At 43.7% G+C, this 19,028-nt stretch carries 18 protein-coding genes; 15 read left to right on the top strand and 3 right to left on the bottom strand.

Annotated elements, in window-relative coordinates:
• Positions 1-37 precede the first annotated feature (37 nt).
• The 9 genes from AAY47_RS13475 to hemB all read left to right on the top strand — a co-directional run bounded on the left by AAY47_RS13475 (position 38) and on the right by hemB (position 8,040).
• Positions 38-568 (top strand): DedA family protein, encoded by a 531-nt coding sequence (locus tag AAY47_RS13475; RefSeq protein ID WP_047770662.1) that lies wholly within the window; start codon positions 38-40, stop codon positions 566-568.
• 210 nt (positions 569-778) lie between these two features.
• Positions 779-2,113: a DNA recombination protein RmuC gene (gene rmuC / locus AAY47_RS13470; RefSeq protein WP_047770676.1), complete on the top strand. Its 1,335-nt coding sequence runs from the start codon at positions 779-781 to the stop codon at positions 2,111-2,113.
• 75 nt (positions 2,114-2,188) lie between these two features.
• Positions 2,189-2,944, top strand: a complete 756-nt coding sequence (gene ubiE / locus AAY47_RS13465; protein ID WP_047770661.1) for a bifunctional demethylmenaquinone methyltransferase/2-methoxy-6-polyprenyl-1,4-benzoquinol methylase UbiE — start codon at positions 2,189-2,191, stop codon at positions 2,942-2,944.
• Between the two features lies 1 nt (position 2,945).
• Positions 2,946-3,614 (top strand): ubiquinone biosynthesis protein UbiJ, encoded by a 669-nt coding sequence (ubiJ, locus tag AAY47_RS13460; RefSeq protein ID WP_047770660.1) that lies wholly within the window; start codon positions 2,946-2,948, stop codon positions 3,612-3,614.
• The gene (gene ubiB / locus AAY47_RS13455; protein ID WP_047770659.1) at positions 3,601-5,235 is read left to right on the top strand and encodes a ubiquinone biosynthesis regulatory protein kinase UbiB; all 1,635 of its coding nucleotides are present in this window, start codon (positions 3,601-3,603) and stop codon (positions 5,233-5,235) included. The genes ubiJ and ubiB overlap by 14 nt, the downstream gene beginning before the upstream one ends.
• 135 nt (positions 5,236-5,370) lie before the next feature.
• A complete protein-coding gene (gene tatA, locus AAY47_RS13450) occupies positions 5,371-5,643 on the top strand; it encodes a Sec-independent protein translocase subunit TatA (protein ID WP_047770658.1) in 273 nt (90 codons plus the stop codon).
• Positions 5,644-5,646: 3 nt separating this feature from the next.
• Complete coding sequence (tatB, locus tag AAY47_RS13445) at positions 5,647-6,114, top strand: Sec-independent protein translocase protein TatB (protein WP_047770657.1); 468 nt, start codon at positions 5,647-5,649, stop codon at positions 6,112-6,114.
• Between the two features lie 3 nt (positions 6,115-6,117).
• Positions 6,118-6,906: a Sec-independent protein translocase subunit TatC gene (tatC, locus tag AAY47_RS13440; RefSeq protein ID WP_047770656.1), complete on the top strand. Its 789-nt coding sequence runs from the start codon at positions 6,118-6,120 to the stop codon at positions 6,904-6,906.
• A gap of 117 nt (positions 6,907-7,023) precedes the next feature.
• Complete coding sequence (gene hemB, locus AAY47_RS13435; RefSeq protein WP_047770655.1) at positions 7,024-8,040, top strand: porphobilinogen synthase; 1,017 nt, start codon at positions 7,024-7,026, stop codon at positions 8,038-8,040.
• Positions 8,041-8,081: 41 nt separating this feature from the next.
• On the opposite strand, the gene rfaH is transcribed toward hemB, so the two are convergent.
• Positions 8,082-8,570 (bottom strand): transcription/translation regulatory transformer protein RfaH, encoded by a 489-nt coding sequence (gene rfaH / locus AAY47_RS13430; RefSeq protein WP_047770675.1) that lies wholly within the window; start codon positions 8,568-8,570, stop codon positions 8,082-8,084.
• 251 nt (positions 8,571-8,821) lie between these two features.
• On the opposite strand from rfaH, the gene ubiD reads away from it, so the two are divergent.
• Both ubiD and fre read left to right on the top strand, forming a co-directional pair.
• On the top strand, positions 8,822-10,294 hold the full coding sequence (gene ubiD, locus AAY47_RS13425; RefSeq protein WP_047770654.1) for a 4-hydroxy-3-polyprenylbenzoate decarboxylase: 1,473 nt from the start codon (positions 8,822-8,824) through the stop codon (positions 10,292-10,294).
• A 10-nt stretch (positions 10,295-10,304) separates the two neighbouring features.
• Complete coding sequence (gene fre / locus AAY47_RS13420; protein ID WP_047770653.1) at positions 10,305-11,006, top strand: NAD(P)H-flavin reductase; 702 nt, start codon at positions 10,305-10,307, stop codon at positions 11,004-11,006.
• A gap of 180 nt (positions 11,007-11,186) precedes the next feature.
• Here the strand turns inward: fre and fadA are convergent, their stop codons facing one another.
• Positions 11,187-12,350: an acetyl-CoA C-acyltransferase FadA gene (gene fadA, locus AAY47_RS13415; protein WP_047770674.1), complete on the bottom strand. Its 1,164-nt coding sequence runs from the start codon at positions 12,348-12,350 to the stop codon at positions 11,187-11,189.
• An 11-nt stretch (positions 12,351-12,361) separates the two neighbouring features.
• On the bottom strand, positions 12,362-14,548 hold the full coding sequence (gene fadB / locus AAY47_RS13410) for a fatty acid oxidation complex subunit alpha FadB (protein ID WP_047770652.1): 2,187 nt from the start codon (positions 14,546-14,548) through the stop codon (positions 12,362-12,364).
• A 276-nt stretch (positions 14,549-14,824) separates the two neighbouring features.
• Between fadB and pepQ the strand changes: the two genes are divergently transcribed.
• The 4 genes from pepQ to hemG are packed head-to-tail and all read left to right on the top strand — an operon-like array spanning position 14,825 to position 18,839.
• Positions 14,825-16,159, top strand: a complete 1,335-nt coding sequence (pepQ, locus tag AAY47_RS13405) for a Xaa-Pro dipeptidase (protein WP_047770651.1) — start codon at positions 14,825-14,827, stop codon at positions 16,157-16,159.
• Positions 16,159-16,770, top strand: coding sequence for an IMPACT family protein (locus tag AAY47_RS13400; protein ID WP_047770650.1), 612 nt, complete (start codon positions 16,159-16,161; stop codon positions 16,768-16,770). The genes pepQ and AAY47_RS13400 overlap by 1 nt, the downstream gene beginning before the upstream one ends.
• Positions 16,771-16,806: 36 nt before the next feature.
• On the top strand, positions 16,807-18,258 hold the full coding sequence (gene trkH / locus AAY47_RS13395; protein ID WP_047770649.1) for a Trk system potassium transporter TrkH: 1,452 nt from the start codon (positions 16,807-16,809) through the stop codon (positions 18,256-18,258).
• Between the two features lie 38 nt (positions 18,259-18,296).
• A complete protein-coding gene (hemG, locus tag AAY47_RS13390) occupies positions 18,297-18,839 on the top strand; it encodes a menaquinone-dependent protoporphyrinogen IX dehydrogenase (protein WP_047770648.1) in 543 nt (180 codons plus the stop codon).
• The last annotated feature ends 189 nt before the right edge of the window (positions 18,840-19,028 follow it).

Below are 19,028 nucleotides of genomic sequence, written 5' to 3'. Positions count from 1 at the left end.
CCTATAACCTCCCACTGATAACACAGGAAAGATTAATGTGAGCCTGCATGAAATTATCGAACTGGTCATAAACTTCGTAAAAGACCATGAAGTTTGGGCAATTCCCATCATTTTCCTACTGGCATTTGGTGAATCGTTGGCATTTATTTCCCTATTATTACCAGCAACGATCATTTTGTTGGGGTTAGGCGCATTGATTGGTGAAAGTGGATTAACCTTCTGGCCAATATGGCTAGCTGCCGCCGCCGGCGCTTTCTTTGGTGATTGGGTTTCTTACTGGTTTGGTTTCCATTACAAAGAAAATGTCGGCAAGATATGGCCGCTTTCCCGCCATCCTCAAACGTTGGTTCGCGGACATCGTTTTTTTGACCGATGGGGCGTATGGGGCATTTTCATTGGGCGTTTTTTTGGCCCGTTGAGAGCAGTTGTACCGCTGGTGGCTGGAATTTGTGCCATGCCAAAACGTCATTTTCAGCTCGCTAATTTAGCTTCCGCATTGATCTGGGCATTCGGTATCTTAGCACCAGGGGCATTTGGCCTGCGTTGGTTGGCAGAGTGGATGGGATAATTGCGAGCCGCTTTGCAGACTGAAAGAAAGCCATTAGATATTCTGGACATTTATACAGCATCTATTTAACTTACATTGAGTCTAATGAATCGAAAACGTTGACTGAAATTTAGTGCCAATGGTGTTAATGAAGAATAGCGTTAGCGAGAAATGGTATTAGTGAGAAATGATGTTAGCGAGGGTGTATAAGTGGATATCCAGTGGTTATACATGCTGATCGGTGGTTTAGGTGGATTGCTGGGCGGAGGGATCTTCGTCTGGCTTTCTGTTCAGCAGAGGATCCAGCAGAAAGAGCAGGAACTGCGTGAATTATATAGCCAACAGGCTGTTAGTCATGAAAAGCTGGAGCAATCCCACTATTGGCGTACTGAATGCACTCAACTAAACCAAGAGTTACTGGCTCAACGCGAAATTAACAGTGTGCAGGAAGTTGAGTTGCGAGAACTGAGCACCCGGCTTGAAGAAACCAGACTGGCTGCGGAGGAAAAGCAGCGTTTATTGATCAACAGTGAGCAGCGATTAAGTACCCAATTTGAAAATCTCGCCAATCGTATCTTTGATCAGAATCGACGCAGTACTGACGAATATCATCGTCAAAACCTCAATAATCTTCTGATGCCATTTCGTGAACAACTTGAAGGATTCCGCCGTCAGGTACAAGACAGTTTTGGGCAGGAAGCCCGCGAGCGCCATACTTTGACTCATGAAGTTCGTCATCTTCAGCAACTCAATGCACAGATGGCAAAAGAAGCTATTAATCTTACCAAGGCCCTGAAAGGAGACAATAAAATACAGGGAAATTGGGGAGAGATGGTATTGGCTCGGGTTTTGGAAGCGTCTGGTTTGCGTGAGGGATATGAGTTCGATACGCAGGTTAATCTTAAGGCTGAAAACAGCGAACGTTTTCAACCGGATGTGATTGTGCATCTGCCACAGGGAAAAGATGTCATTATTGATGCCAAAATGTCTCTGGTTGCTTATGAACGTTATTTCAATAGTGATAGCGAAGAACAACAGGCGCAGGCATTACAGGAACATATCAACTCTATCAGAGGACATATTCGCGGCCTGAGCCGAAAAGATTATCAACAATTACCCGGATTGCGATCACTGGATTATGTTTTGATGTTTATTCCTGTGGAACCTGCTTATCTGGTTGCACTCAATCAGGCCCCAGAATTACTTGATGAAGCATTGAAACATAATATTATGTTGGTCAGCCCATCAACTCTGCTGGTTGCTGTTCGTATTATCAATAATTTGTGGCGTTATGAATATCAAAGCCAAAATGCGCGTTTGATTGCCGATAAGGCCGCCAGAATGTATGACAAAATGCGGTTGTTTGTGGATGATATGCAAGGATTGGGGCAAAGCCTTAACAAAGCACAGGCGAGTTACCATTTTGCAATGAAAAAGCTTGTTGAGGGCAGAGGTAATTTAATTAGTCAGGCCGAAGCATTTCGTGATTTAGGCGTGGATGTGAAGCGTCCTATTGATTCACAGTTGATTGATAAATCTTTCCAATCGTTGCAGGTGAATGAGTGAAGTCTGGATAGGGTTTTGTTGGAAAGGCTGGTACACTGGCTATAAATTTTTTTGAATAAAAAGCGGACAAATAACATGGCAGATCAATCAAAAGAAACCACTGATTTTGGTTTCCGCACCGTAGCCAAAGAACAAAAAAAAGAGATGGTGGCAGAGGTGTTTCACTCTGTGGCCTCGAAATATGACTTAATGAATGACTTGATGTCATTTGGCATTCACCGTATCTGGAAACGTTTCACTATTGAGTCAAGTGGTATTCGCCGTGGTCATAAGGTGCTTGATCTTGCTGGTGGAACAGGTGATCTAACCGCAAAATTCTCCCGAATGGTGGGGGAAAAAGGTCAAGTTGTTCTGGCGGATATTAATGACTCAATGTTGAAAGTGGGACGCGAAAAATTACGCGATACCGGTATCGTAGGTAATGTCAGTTATGTTCAAGCCAATGCCGAAGAACTGCCTTTCCCTGATAACCATTTTGACTGTATTACTATTTCTTTCGGCTTGCGTAATGTCACGGATAAAGAAAAAGCACTACGTTCCATGTATCGGGTACTTAAGCCAGGCGGACGCTTGTTAGTGCTGGAGTTTTCTAAACCTGTATTGGCACCGTTAAGTAAGGTTTATGATGTTTATTCATTCCATGTTCTGCCCCGAATCGGTCAGATGGTTGTGAATGATGCGGACAGTTACCGTTATCTGACAGAATCCATCCGAATGCACCCTGATCAGGAAACGTTAAAAGGCATGATGGAAGAGGCGGGCTTTGACCAGGTTTACTACACCAACATGACTGGTGGAATTGTTGCACTGCACAAAGGATTCAAATTCTGAGATGGAAACCCCCTCATTAAGCCATAATATGAGTTCTGCGGCATCCAATGATAAGGTGTTGTTTCCGGTAGTAACGGCCTTTCTGGAAACAACCTTGAATCATCTGTTATATCGTGAAGCGGTATTAAAACCTGCCCGCTTGAGACTGGCAGGTAAGATACTGTCCATCAAACTGAAAGAAATCGAAACCCCCTTGATACTGATATTCAGTGAGAGACGGGTGGATGTTTTGAGCCAATGGTCAGAGCTTGTGGATTGCTCGATGAAAGCAACGCTCCCTGCACTACTCAAACTACGGGATCGCCAGTGCCTTTCAACCCTGATTAACCGGGGGGAAATTGTCATTGAAGGGGACATGCAGGTGATTCAACAATGGTCTGCTTTGCTGGATATGTCAGAGTGGGATCCTGCGTATTATCTTTCCCCTTATGTCGGTGATATTGCCGCAGAAGGTATCAGCCGGATGATAAAGAAAGGTTTTGAATTTGCCAGCAATACCATTGCAAGGAAGAAAACGTATTTCACCGAATCATTGACGGAAGAATGGAAAATGGTTCCCAGTGCGTTGGAAGTGGCTTATTTCAACGAAGAGGTTAGTGCTGTTGCCAATCAGATAACACAACTCGAAAAACGGTTGGCGGCACTGGAGGGAAAACATGACACCCAGTGAAATTAGACGACTTTACTTTATCATCCGAGTGTTTCTTTCTTACGGGTTAGATGAACTCATCCCTAATATTCGTTTGACATGGCCGTTGCGTTTTGGGCGTTATTTCCTGTTTTGGATACCTAACAAGCATAAGGATAAACCTCTCGGCGAACGTTTGCGTTTAGCATTACAAGAACTCGGTCCAGTGTGGATCAAATTTGGCCAGATGCTCTCCACGCGTCGAGACCTGTTCCCGCCTGCGATTGCAGATCAACTTTCGATGTTACAAGATCGGGTAGTGTCCTTTGATGGCGCGGTGGCACGAAAATCGATTGAAACGGCTTTAGAGGGTGCGCTGGAAACGTGGTTTGAGGATTTTGATCCACAACCCCTGGCTTCCGCTTCTATCGCTCAGGTACATACTGCTCGATTGAAAGAGAATGGCAGAGAAGTTGTTTTAAAGGTGATCCGCCCGGATATTCTGCCGGTAATTAAAGCTGATGTGCGGTTAATGTATCGCCTGGCAAATTTGGTTCCTCTTTTACCTGATGGTCGTCGTCTTCGTCCGCGTGAAGTTATAAGAGAATATGAGAAAACGCTGCTTGATGAGCTGAATTTATTGCGTGAAACTGCAAACGCGATTCAATTGCGGCGTAATTTTGAAGACAGTTCAATGCTTTACGTGCCGGAAGTCTATCCCGACTATTGCCGGGAAAATGTTTTGGTGATGGAGCGCATTTATGGTATTCCCGTGTCAGATGTTGCGGCTTTAGAGGCGCAGAACACCAATATGAAATTATTGGCTGAACGTGGGGTTCAGGTATTCTTCACCCAAGTATTTCGTGATAGTTTTTTCCATGCGGATATGCATCCCGGTAATATTTTCGTCAGTTATGACAAACCGGAAGATCCTACTTATATCGGCATCGATTACGGCATTGTTGGCTCTTTGAATAAAGATGATAAACGCTATCTGGCCGAAAATTTTATTGCTTTCTTCAATCGTGATTATCGTCGGGTCGCTGAACTGCATGTCGATTCTGGTTGGGTGCCGGCAGATACCAATGTGGAAGATTTCGAATTTGCTATTCGTACCGTTTGTGAACCAATTTTTGAAAAACCACTGGCTGAAATCTCATTTGGGCATGTTTTGCTAAACCTTTTCAATACCGCCCGTCGTTTTAATATGGCAGTTCAGCCTCAGTTGGTTCTGCTGCAAAAAACGCTGTTGTATGTTGAAGGCTTGGGGCGCCAACTTTATCCTCAGCTTGATCTGTGGAAAACAGCAAAACCTTTTCTGGAAGATTGGCTGCATGATCAGATTGGGCTTCCCGCTATTGTGCGTGCCTTTAAAGAGAAGGCACCTTATTGGGCGGAAAAGTTACCAGAACTTCCAGAGCTGGTATATGGCTCTCTCCAGCAGCATCGGCGTTTACAAAGCAGCATAGATCAGATATCGCAACAATTCAGGGAACAACAGTTCAGACAGCGCAAGTCTCTCTATTTGTTGGGGATTGGTGCAACTCTCTTTATCTGTGGTAGTTTGTTTTTCATCATAGATCAGAAACATCTGGCATGGGGAATGATAGGGAGCGGAATTGCATCATGGGGATTGGGCTGGTGTCATTTAAGCAAGCGTTAATAATTCAGTAATGATGAATATTAAATGAAGGTAATTCTGCCACGATCTTTGGTATGATTGTGTTATTTTTGAACATAAAGTTTGTCGTTTATCATTAAATCACGAGTAATATTCTATGAATGGAGGTAGGTCAGTATGGGTGGTATAAGTATTTGGCAATTGCTCATCATTGCCGTCATTGTCGTACTGGTGTTTGGTACTAATAAGCTGCGTACCTTGGGTTCAGACTTGGGTGAATCAATCAAGGGCTTTAAAAAGGCAATGAGTGATGATGGAAAGTCACCGCAGCCGGAAAAAATGAGTCAGGATCAGGATGCCGAGTTTGAAACTAAAAACCTCACTGAAAAGTTCACGGCGGCGCAATCTGAAAAATCAGAGAGTAAAAGTAAAGACAAAGAGCAGGTATAAACCGTGTTTGACATTGGTTTTAGTGAACTACTGTTAGTGATGATCATTGGCCTGGTCGTTCTGGGACCGGAACGTCTGCCTGTTGCGGTCAAAACAGTGGCTGGCTGGATTCGGGCATTGCGTTCGCTGGCGGCTAATGTCCAGAATGAGCTTGCTCAGGAACTAAAATTGCAAGAGCTTCAGGACACCCTGAAAAAAATGGAAGAAAAAGCCGACCTGCAATCACTTTCGCCAGAACTGAAAGCTTCAATGGAGGCGCTGAAGGAAGCGGCTGATTCATTGAAAAATACGTATCAGTTGAAACCGGATGAAATGAGGGAATTGGAGGAGGATGAAACGTATTTTCATTCTTCTGGGTCCCAATCGGTTGCAAGGCACTCGAATTCAGAATCAGTCATTGCAGAGCAATCGAACGCAAGCACAGAGCAACAAAAAAGAAAACCACCTGAACAAGTAAATGGCGAACACTGAAACATGTCTGTGGATAATACCCAACCTCTTATCAGTCACCTGATTGAACTGCGTAAGCGGATTTTAAATAGTTTAATTACCGTGCTGGTTGTGTTTCTGGCATTGGTTTATTTTTCCAATGACATTTATCGACTTATTGCAGCGCCTTTAATGGAACAATTACCTAAAGGTGCCAATATGATTGCAACAGATGTTGCATCACCTTTTTTTACCCCAATTAAACTGACCATTATGGTGTCTATCTTTGTTTCGGCACCGATGATCCTTTATCAAGTATGGGCATTTATTGCGCCGGCATTGTATAAACACGAACGCCGTTTGATTATGCCCTTACTGTTTTCCAGTAGCATATTGTTTTATCTGGGAATGGCATTTGCCTATTTTATCGTTTTTCCCATTGCGTTTGGTTTCTTTATCAATACCGTACCCGTTGGGGTCGTAATCTCGACGGATATCAGCAATTATTTAAGCTTTGTCATGGCGCTATTTATGGCTTTTGGCGTTTCATTCGAAATACCCATTGCCATTATTTTGCTGTGTTGGAGTGGGATAGTGACGCCAGAATCACTAAAGAGAAAGCGTCCTTATATTTTAGTTGGGGCGTTTGTGGTTGGGATGTTGTTAACACCACCCGATGTTTTCTCACAGACTTTGCTGGCTGTTCCCATGTATTTGCTATTTGAGCTGGGGATTTTGCTTTCGCAGTTCTATGTTGGTAAATGGGGACGGCGTAATTTTATCAATCCAGAAGATAAATCAGACAGTGATATTGGTGACAATTTTAAACAATAATCTGATGCCAGGCATTCATGGTTATTGCGAACTGATTGATGGTGTTAACATCATTATCATGAAACGATGACTATTAACCCAGCGCTTTGGCGCTGGGTTTTACATTAGGAGAACAATATGAGCTATGTATTTCCGGGGGTATTTCCCGGTCGTCGTATGCGTCGTGTGCGCCGTCATGACTTTTCCCGCCGCTTAGTTGCTGAAAATCAACTTACTGTGAATGATCTGATTTATCCTGTATTTGTTATGGAAGGAACGAATCAGCGTCAGGAAGTGTCTTCAATGCCAGGAGTGTATCGTCTGACAATCGATCTTTTGCTGAAAGAAGCAGAAGAGATTGCCCGACTGGGTATTCCTGTTTTGTCTCTGTTTCCGGTCATTGAAGCGGACAAGAAATCATTGGATGCGAAAGAAGCCTATAACCCCGACGGCTTGATTCAGCGCTCTGTTCGTGCCCTGAAAGATGCTGTTCCTGAATTGGGTCTTCTGACGGATGTAGCGCTCGATCCATTTACTACCCACGGGCAAGATGGTGTTATTGATCAGGATGGTTATGTTATCAATGACATTACCAAAGATATTCTGGTTAAGCAGGCATTGTCCCATGCTGAAGCTGGGGGCGAAATTATCGCGCCAAGCGATATGATGGATGGCCGCGTTAGGGCTATTCGCGAGCAGCTTGAGATGGATGGTTATGTTAATACCCAAATTATGGCTTATTCTGCCAAATACGCCTCTTGTTACTATGGGCCATTTAGGGATGCTATTGGCTCCAGCGGTAACCTGAAAGGTGGCAATAAGATGACCTATCAAATGGACCCTGCAAATAGTGATGAAGCGTTGCAGGAAATTGCACAGGATTTACAGGAAGGTGCAGATAGCGTCATGGTTAAACCGGGTATGCCATATTTGGATGTGATTCGCCGGGTAAAAGAGACTTTCGGTGTGCCGACATTTGCTTATCAGGTTTCTGGGGAATATGCCATGCATATGGCAGCGATTCAAAATGGTTGGTTGAAAGAGCAGCCCGCGATTATGGAATCACTATTGTGCTTCAAACGAGCGGGAGCAGATGGTGTTCTGACCTATTTTGCCAAGCGTGTAGCGCAGTGGCTGCATGAACAAAAATACTGATTTGTAATCGCTTGAGACGGGCAATTTTGCCCGTCCTCTGCTTAAATTTTGATGAAATATTTATTATCTAAAACCTTAGAAACTTCTTTGTTGAGAATATTTAGCAAGAGAATGGAGCGGGTTTCCCCATCCGGTTCATTATAAATTGCTTGAATGCCTTCGAAGATCCCCTCAGTGATTAAGACAGTATCACCAGTAATCGGGGTTTCAGGTGCAATATATTCTTGCTCAGTAACAGACATTAATTCATCAATCAATGTTTGTGGAACAATGGCAGGATAAGTACTGAATCGAACGAAATGATTGACACCACGTGTGGAATTAACGGTCGTGGTATGAATAACTTCGGGATTAAAGTGGACAAACAGGTAATTGGGAAACAGTGGCTCAGTAACTGTGGTTCGTTTACCCCGAATAATTTTTTCAATTTTGGCTGTAGGTGTTAAGCAAATTACGTCCTGTCGCTCTAAATTCTCTATTGCCCGAGAGACTTGCCCACGTTTACAGTAAAGAAGATACCAATTTCCCATCATATTTCGACTCCATTGCGTAGAGTGCCTAGCATAACAAAACCAGTACTAAAGGGTCACCAGTAAAGATAGAAGTTATTTAAGTGTAAGCCGTATTTTTATATTCTATCGTGCTTATTTTCAGTAAAAGTCTATGTCTTGATTATTGCACTAAATCCATTGTGTTTTAGCAGGTTATGAGTTTTCCTTGTAACCCTCATGGGAGGGATTATAATGGCTTTCCCCCCTGAAAATCGGCACAAATGAACACTATGAAATATCGCGATCTAAGAGACTTTCTTTCCTTGTTGGAACAATCAGGTGAATTAAAGCGAATTCGTATAGAAGTTGATCCATACCTGGAAATGACTGAAATCGCAGATCGTACTCTTCGTGCCGGTGGTCCTGCCTTATTATTTGAAAATCCTAAGGGATATTCGATGCCTGTATTGTGCAACTTGTTTGGGACACCTCAGCGTGTTGCTATGGGAATGGGGCAGGATGATGTTAAGGCACTGCATGATGTTGGGAAACTATTGGCTTTTCTGAAAGAGCCTGAGCCACCAAAAGGCTTTCGTGATTTGGTCGATAAATTGCCGAAATTCAAACAGGTTTTGAATATGCCAACCAAACGCCTTAGCTCTGCGCCGTGTCAGGAACAGATTTGGGCAGGAGATGAGGTGGATCTCACCCGTATTCCAGTCATGCATTGTTGGCCAGAAGATGCAGCCCCTTTGATTACCTGGGGATTGACGGTGACTAAAGGACCTAATAAAGAGCGCCAGAACTTGGGTATTTACCGTCAACAGGTATTGGGAAAAAACAAACTGGTTATGCGCTGGTTATCACATCGTGGTGGTGCGCTTGATTTTCAGGAGTGGTGTCAGGCTCATCCGGGGGAACGTTTCCCTGTATCTGTTGCATTGGGAGCCGATCCTGCCACGATATTGGGGGCGGTTACTCCAATTCCTGATACCTTGTCTGAATATGCGTTTGCTGGATTATTGCGTGGGCATAAAACGGAAGTTGTTAAATGTATATCCAATGATCTGGAAGTACCTGCCAGCGCTGAGATTGTCCTTGAAGGCTACATTGAACCTGGTGAAATGGCACCGGAAGGGCCATATGGTGATCATACCGGCTATTACAATGAAGTCGATATGTTCCCGGTATTTACCGTAACCCATATTACCCAACGCAGTGATGCTATCTATCATTCTACTTACACTGGGCGTCCGCCGGATGAACCTGCGGTACTGGGGGTTGCGTTGAATGAAGTATTGGTGCCAATATTGCAAAAACAATTTCCTGAAATTGTGGATTTTTACTTGCCACCAGAAGGCTGCTCTTATCGACTTGCGATCGTTACAATGAAAAAACAGTATGCAGGCCATGCCAAGCGAGTAATGATGGGAGTTTGGTCATATCTGAGACAATTTATGTACACAAAATTTGTTATCGTTTGTGATGATGATATCAATGCGCGAGATTGGAATGATGTCATCTGGGCGATAACAACGCGAATGGACCCGCAGAGAGATACAGTCTTAATGGAAAATACCCCCATTGACTATCTCGATTTTGCATCGCCTGTTTCTGGGTTAGGCTCAAAAATGGGGTTAGATGCAACGAATAAATGGCCAGGAGAGACACAAAGGGAATGGGGACGTCCGATAGTGATGAGCGATGAAATTCGGGCCCGTGTCGATGAAATTTGGGATCAATTAGATATTTTGAAGCGATAAGAGGGAACGCATGACAATATTAAGTTGTAAAGTAACATCGGTTGACTCCATTACAGATACAGTTTATCGGGTTCGTTTATTACCTGATTCGCCTTTTTTTTTCCGTGCAGGACAATATTTAATGGTGATTATGGATGAAAGGGATAAACGTCCTTTCTCCATGGCATCACCACCCTCAGAAAAACAGATAATTGAGTTGCATATTGGGGCTTCTGAGCTAAATCTCTATGCGATGGCGGTAATGGATAGAATTCTGGATCAGAAAGTCATTGATATTGACATTCCACATGGTCATGCCTGGTTTCGTGAAGACAGCAAAAACCCGATGTTATTGATTGCCGGTGGAACGGGATTCTCATATACGCGCTCTATCTTATTGGCTGCATTGAAAAAAAATCCTAATCGTGAAATTTCCATCTATTGGGGAGGGCGAGAACTGCAACACCTTTATGATTTGGGGGCGTTGCAATCATTAAGTGAGCATTATCCTAATTTGACCGTTGTACCGGTGGTTGAACAAGTTGATGAACACTGGCGCGGAAGAACGGGAACAGTTCTGAGTGCGGTTTTGGAAGATTTCGGCAGTTTGGCAAACCATGATATTTACATTGCTGGCCGCTTTGAGATGGCTAAAATTGCCCGTGAACGGTTCTGTAGTGAGCGAGATGCATCTATCGAACGCATGTATGGGGATGCATTTGAGTTTATTTGAGCCGTTTGCCGATAAAAAATGAGACGACAAAAAATAAAAAACCCGCCCCTGACAGGCGGGAAACTATGGCAACAACTGACTAGAATGATGCAATAGATAAGACAGACAAGGGAAAAACGTTAATTTTTAAAAGCCATAAATGTCAATCGTCAACTATGCTTTATAGCCAAGTTTTCATGACTATACTCTTTCAATAATCGTGGCTATACCCTGGCCTAACCCGATGCACATGGTTGATAGTCCGAACTGAACATCTTTACGCTCCATCAAGTTAAGCAGAGTGGTTGTAATGCGAGTACCAGAGCACCCCAATGGGTGACCGAGAGCAATAGCGCCGCCGTTCAGGTTGATTCTGTCATCCATACTCTCCAGCAGATTCAATCCCTTTATACAAGCCAGGGATTGTGCGGCGAATGCTTCGTTCAATTCCATAACGCCAATATCCGTAAGGCTTAATCCGGCTTTTTTCAGGGCCATTTGTGTGGCCGGCACAGGGCCATAACCCATGATAGAAGGATCACAACCCACCACCGCCATTGAGCGAATACGGGCGCGAGGTTTTAATCCTAACGCTTTAGCTTTGCTTTCGCTCATGATCAGCATGGCAGAGGCGCCATCGGAAAGCGCTGAGGAGTTACCCGCAGTCACACTTCCAGTGACAGGATCAAAAACGGGACGCAGTGCAGCCAAATCTTTTGGATTAGCATCTGTGCGGATCACTTCATCAAAATCGACGAGTTTCAGATTTCCTTCAGCATCATGTCCATATATGGGGACTATTTCGCTAGAGAAAGCCTTGGATACGGTCGCTTGTGTTGCACGTTGATGAGAACGGAGGGCAAACTCATCCTGCATTTCACGACTAATATTGTACATTTTGGCCAGCATTTCTGCCGTTAACCCCATCACACCTGCTGCCTTGGCAACGTTACGGCTTAATTTGGGATGAAAGTCGACACCGTGTGTCATGGGAACATGTCCCATATGTTCAACACCACCGACCATAACAATACTGGCATCACCGGTCATGATCATGCGGGCACCATCGTGCAGCGATTGCATCGAAGAACCACAGAGACGGTTAACCGTGACCGCAGGAACTGAATGGGGAATACCCGCGAGTAAAGCTGAGTTGCGGGCAATATTGAACCCTTGTTCCAGTGTTTGTTGCACGCACCCCCAAGAGATATCATCAATATCTTCAGGTTTAACAGTAGGATTGCGCTTGAGTATTGACTTCATCAGATGTGCAGAGAGATCTTCGGCACGGACCTGACGGAATACACCACCTCTTGAGCGCCCCATCGGGGTACGGATACCATCAATAATAACTACGTTTTCCATGTTTTCAGACCTCACACTTTTTCACCTGAATTAACAGCAAGTTCTGCTGGGGCAGGGTAGTAACTTTCATTACCTTCGGCTTTTGCTTTCAGACCAGCGGGTATGTGATAGAGGGCGCCCAGGTGAGTATAACTTTCTGCCATCTTCACATAGGCGGCAGTTCCCAGGGTATCCAGATAACGGAAAACGCCACCATGGAATGGAGGGAAGCCTAAGCCATAGACCAGTGCCATATCCGCTTCTGCGGGGCTGGCAATAACACCTTCTTCGAAGCAGCGAACAACTTCGTTAATCATTGGGATCATGGTTCGGGCAATGATCTCTTCGCCAGAGAAAGTATGTTTCGGTTTGCTGATGCTTGCCAATAATTGATCGGTAGTATCATCCTGCTCTTTTTTCGGCTTGCCTTTTTTATCTTGGGTATATTTATAGAAACCAACGCCATTTTTCTGACCATAACGCTGATTTTCAAAGAGTACATCAATGGCATCCCGATAATCGCGGCTCATGCGGTTTGGGAAACCCTGAGCCATGACAGATTGTGCATGGTGGGCGGTGTCAATACCGACAACATCAATGAGATAAGCAGGACCCATTGGCCAGCCAAATTCTTTTTCCATGATTTTGTCGATTTGGCGGAAATCACCACCATCACGCAACAACATGCCAAAACCAGCCAGATAAGGGAACAATACGCGGTTTACAAAGAAGCCGGGGCAATCGTTAACAACGATCGGTGTTTTGCCCATTTTACTGGCATACGCAACAACATTTGCAATCGTCTTATCTGCGGTTTTTTCTCCACAAATAATTTCAACCAACGGCATACGATGTACTGGGTTGAAGAAATGCATCCCACAGAAGTTTTCCGGGCGTTTGAGCGATTTTGCTAATTCAGTGATTGGGATAGTGGAGGTATTGGAAGCCAGAATGCAATCATCGCTGATATGTGATTCTGTTTCTGCTAAAACCGCCGCTTTAATCTTCGGATTTTCAACGACAGCTTCAACAACAATTCGGGATTGCTCAATACCCGCATAATTCAGGGTTGGATGAATGGATGCCAGAATTTTAGCCATCTTCATGGCATCTAAACGCCCACGCTCAAATTGTTTATTCAGCAATTTGGCAGCTTCATTGATACCTAAATCCAGCGCTTTTTGATTAATATCTTTCATCAAGACAGGAATACCTTTGTGCGCTGATTGATAGGCAATACCTCCACCCATGATCCCGGCCCCCAGTACAGTTGCATGCTCAGGGGTTGTAACGGTTTGCAGGTGTTTCTTCGCCAGGCCTTTAACATATTGCTCATTCAGAAAGATGCCGATTAAAGCACGAGAGACAGACGTGTGTGCTAATGAAACAAAACTGGCTGATTCCAGTTTTAAGGCTTCATCACGACCCAGTGTAGCGGCTTTTTCAATGGTTTTTACCGCAGTGATTGGTGCTGGATAATGAGGGCCGGCAACCTTCATGACCATACCTTTTGCGACGGTGAAACTCATGGTACGTTCGATCTCATTGAGAGTCAGAGGCATCAGTTTAGGCTGACGGGCGGCTTGCCAGTCCAAGTCTCCTTGAATAGCTTGTTCCAGAATTGAAACGGCAGAGTCAACCAGTTTTTCGGCGGGAACTACGGCATCAACCAGGCCATTTTTCAGTGCTTCTTCAGCACCAATATCTTTTCCTGCGGAAATGATTTCGAGAGCGTTGTCTGTGCCAATCAGGCGTGGCAGGCGAACAGAGCCACCAAATCCCGGCATAATACCTAATTTAGTTTCTGGTAATCCGATGCGAAGATCGGGGGATGCGATACGAAAATCTGTTGAAAGCACCAATTCACACCCACCGCCAAGGGCATAGCCATTGATAGCAGAAATAGTTGGAACGGCGAGATCTTCTATACGGTTAAAGATATTGTTGGCGAGATCCAGTAATTCGTGCAGTTTTTCTGCTGGTGCACTGAATAGCGATAAAAATTCTGTGATATCAGCACCAACAATAAAAGCTTGTTTTTCAGAGCGTAGCAGTAACCCTTTTAGTTTAGTTTCTTGCTCAAGGGTAGCAACGGCTTTATCCAGCGAAGTAACCGTTTTTGTGTCTAATTTATTAATTGCAGCCGGCGCATTGAAGATGAGTTCAGCAATGCCATCTTTCAGCCATTTTACTTGAATAGTTTCACTTAGGTAGAGCATGTCATTCTCCTCAATGAGTGCATACCATCTGGTATGACCAGATGCAGTTGATTGTGATTACTGTGTTAATTTAATGCAAACTAATGATTAATTTTTTGTAGGGCAGATCACAGGTAAGATTTATGGCAGGGAGCAATATATTTTGTTAATGCATTGAAAAATATAAATATATTAGTTTATTTTCAGAGAGGGCGTTTTTCACGTGATAGCTCCCACAATAATGGATTGTGGTAATATTTAAGCTCCTGCCAAAAAATCAAAAGGTTAATTAAGAAGATGGAAAAGTTGGCATCTCTGTACCAAGAACATATTAAAACCTTACAAAAACGTGCCCGAGAAATCTTAGAACGAACTCAGTTTGACGCCTTGCTTATTCATTCAGGTGAATCATTACGGGTTTTTCTGGATGACAGCCATTATCCGTTTAAGGTAAATGCACACTTTAAGGCTTGGATACCTGTGACCAAAGTGCCTAATTGCTGGTTGTGGATTGACGGTGTTAATAAACCTAAGCTCTGGTTTCATTCACCAGTAGATTACTGGCACAGCGTAGAGCCACTACCCAGTGGATACTGGACTGACGAAATAGAAATGATCCATTTGGCAAAAGTTGAAGATATCAGCATTAAACTGAATGGATTGTCAAAACAGAACACCGCTTATATTGGTGAACAAACGGAGCGTGCTAAATCTTTGGGCATTCTTGATCACAATATCAACCCAAAAGCTGTTTTGGATTATTTGAATTATCATCGTTCATATAAAACAGATTATGAATTGGCTTGTATGCGTGAGGCCCAGAAAACCGCCGTTAATGGTCATCTGGCCGCTTATGATGCATTTTTGTCTGGTGTGAGCGAATTCGAAATCAATATGTTCTATTTGATGGCAACCGGGCATCGTGATACCGATGTCCCTTATGATAATATTGTTGCCTTGAATGAAAATACGGCTGTTTTGCACTACAACAAATTACAGCAGAGGGTTCCTTCGGAAATACGCAGTTTTTTGATTGATGCTGGAGCGGAATATCATGGTTATGCTGCGGATATCACCAGAACCTATGCAGCAAAGCCTCATAATGATTTTGCCTCACTGATAAAGGATCTGAATGAAGAACAACAGGCGCTCATCGGCACAATTAAAACGGGAGTTCGATATACCGACTACCATGTTAATATGCACCAACGTATAGCCAGGATACTGAAAAAACATGATATTGTTCATGGGATCAGTGAAGAAGATATGGTTGAAACAGGATTGACGACACCATTTTTCCCACACGGACTCGGCCATCCTTTAGGTTTGCAGGTGCATGACGCTGCGGGATTTATGCAAGATGATAAAGGAACCCATCTGGCCACCCCGGAGATGCATCCTTATTTGCGCTGTACCCGTATTCTGGAGCCAAGAATGGTTTTGACCATTGAACCTGGGATCTATTTCATTGAAACTTTATTAGCGCAGTGGCGTGAAAGTGAATATCGTCAACATTTTGATTGGAAGAAAATCAATATGTTGAAAAATTATGGTGGTATTCGTATTGAAGATAACATCGTTATTCACGATGGAAAAATTGAAAATATGACCAGAGAATTACAATTATCGTAATGAAGCCTTATTTAATTCCTGCGGCTTCAGTCAGTTTTACTGAAGAAATAAAAAAGAGTCGTTTCATTACCCTGCTGGAGCATACCAGCGGGGTGGATGAGGCGAAGTTATTTATCCAAAGCATCAAAGAACAATATCCTGATGCTCGGCACCATTGTTGGGCTTTTGTGGCAGGAGCGCCGGATGATTCCCAACAGTTAGGGTTTTCTGATGATGGTGAGCCTACCGGAACCGCTGGTAAGCCGATGATTGCTCAGTTAATAGGAAGTCGTTTGGGGGAAATTACTGCTGTATCTGTTCGCTATTTTGGTGGCATAAAATTGGGTACGGGTGGTTTGGTAAAAGCCTATGGCAATGGGGTACAGCAAGCTCTGAAGCTGTTGCAAACCGAATACAAAGTACCGCAGAAGTTATACCAGTTACAGTGTGAGTACTCGCATATTTCAATGGTAGAACAGTTGCTACACCAATTTTCTGGGCAAGTGATCGCCAGTGATTATGCTGAAAATGTCACGTTGCAAGTCTCGCTGCCAGCTACCCTTGTTGGTGAGATAGGTGATAAATTACGGGACTTGAGCCGTGGTGCTCTGTTTTTAACACCAAAATCATAATTATTCTTCATACCGGATTTCTAAGGAACCAGCCGAATGCATTTTCGCGCCATAACCCGCATTGTTGGACTACTTGTCATTCTTTTCTCTGTCACAATGATTATTCCGGGGCTGGTCGCATTGATCTATCGTGATGGCGCAGGCAGGGCATTCAGCCAGACCTTCATCTTTGCTCTCGTCATTGGTTTAATATTGTGGATACCTAATCGCGAACAAAAATCTGAACTCAAGCCAAAAGAGGGTTTTTTGATTGTTGTCCTATTTTGGACCGTGTTGGGAAGTGTGGGGGCATTGCCATTCATTTTCTCAGAAAAACCTAATCTTTCAGTCACAGATGCCTTTTTTGAATCATTTTCTGGCTTGACGACAACAGGGGCGACGACGCTTGTTGGCCTTGATTCCCTTCCCAAGGCTATTTTGTTCTATCGACAAATGCTGCAATGGTTAGGTGGCATGGGAATTATCGTTCTGGCGGTGGCGATCTTACCTCTGCTTGGTGTGGGGGGAATGCAGCTTTATCGTGCAGAAATGCCAGGACCGTTGAAAGACAATAAAATGCGTCCACGTATTGCAGAAACGGCAAAAACGCTTTGGCTGATTTATGTCTTGTTGACCATTGCCTGTGCGCTGGCATTGTGGGCGGCGGGAATGTCAGCATTCGATGCGATTTCTCATAGCTTTTCTACCATCGCTATTGGGGGGTTTTCTACCCATGATGCCAGTATCGGCTTTTTTAATAGCCCGGCCATCAATACGATTATTGCCATGTTCTTATTGATTTCGGGCTGTAATTTTGGTTTGCATTTTGCGGTTCTTTCTGGACGAAGCTTGAAAGTGTACTGGCGTGATCCAGAATTTCGGATGTTCATTACTATTCAGTTGGCACTGTTGGCCATCTGTATGCTGATATTATGGCAACATTCTGTTTATGAATCAGAATGGGAAGCATTGAATCACGCGTTTTTTCAAGTTATCTCTATGGCAACAACGGCTGGGTTTACAACGGACTCTTTTGCCAATTGGCCTCTGTTTCTGCCTTTTCTGCTGTTATGTTCTGCATTTATAGGGGGATGTGCGGGGTCAACAGGAGGCGGTCTCAAAGTTATCCGTATTTTGTTGTTGTTCTTGCAAGGATCGCGTGAATTAAAGCGTTTAGTGCACCCGAATGCTGTGTATACCATTAAATTGGGGCGTCGAGCATTACCGGAACGGATTATTGAAGCAGTATGGGGTTTTTTCTCTGCTTACGCACTGGTTTTCGTCGTTAGTATGTTGTTACTGATCGCAACGGGTGTTGACGAATTTTCTGCTTTTTCTGCCATCGCCGCAACATTGAATAACTTGGGGCCAGGATTGGGAGCCGTCGCTGATAACTTTACAACGATGAATCCGGCGGCTAAATGGATATTGGTTGTCACTATGTTATTTGGGCGTTTGGAAGTATTCACATTATTGGTCCTATTTACCCCTACTTTTTGGCGTGAATAGTGTTTATATGTGATTCTCTGTTTAATAAGGGCGTATCTATGAATTATTTGTTGCTCTATTCTACCCAAGATGGGCAGACCAAAAAAATTATTACCCGTATCGCAGAGAACCTCCGTCGTGCTGGTATTAAGTGTGAGTTAAGAGATCTTTCTACAGTGAAACAAATCAATTTGATGCCTTACCAAAAAGTCATGGTAGGAGCGTCGATACGTTATGGTAGTTTCAATTTTGTATTGCATGATTTTGTCATTCGCCATCAAAAACAATTGAACCAAATGCCAACAGCTTTCTTTGGCGTCAACTTAACGGCGAGAAAGCCAGAAAAAAGAACGCCAGAAACGAACGCTTATGTACGTAAGTTTTTAATAAAAAGTCCGTGGCAACCTGATTTATGCGGAGTTTTTGCGGGAGCGTTACTCTATCCACGTTATCGTTGGTTGGATCGCATGATGATTCAGTTCATTATGCGAATGACCGGAGGAGAAACAGATACTACAAAAGAAATCGAATACACCGATTGGGAACAGGTAGATCATTTTTCTGAGAAATTTTTGCAAATATCGTGTGATAAAACGCCTTAAAAACAGTCTTTCTGCTGGTTATTACCTCGTTTTGAGGAAAAAAACCACGAACAGAAAAAAATTTTAAAAAAACTATTGTCAGCGTCATAAAACTCCCTATAATGCGCTTCCGTTGTCACGACAAACACACAAACCGGTCGGGATGACAACGTGAAAGGCCCTGAAAAATAAGGCTTGACACGAAAAGAG

The organism is Xenorhabdus griffiniae, assembly GCF_001028135.1.
Lineage (GTDB): Bacteria > Pseudomonadota > Gammaproteobacteria > Enterobacterales > Enterobacteriaceae > Xenorhabdus > Xenorhabdus bakwenae.
This window is presented reverse-complemented; position numbering and strand designations above follow the sequence as displayed.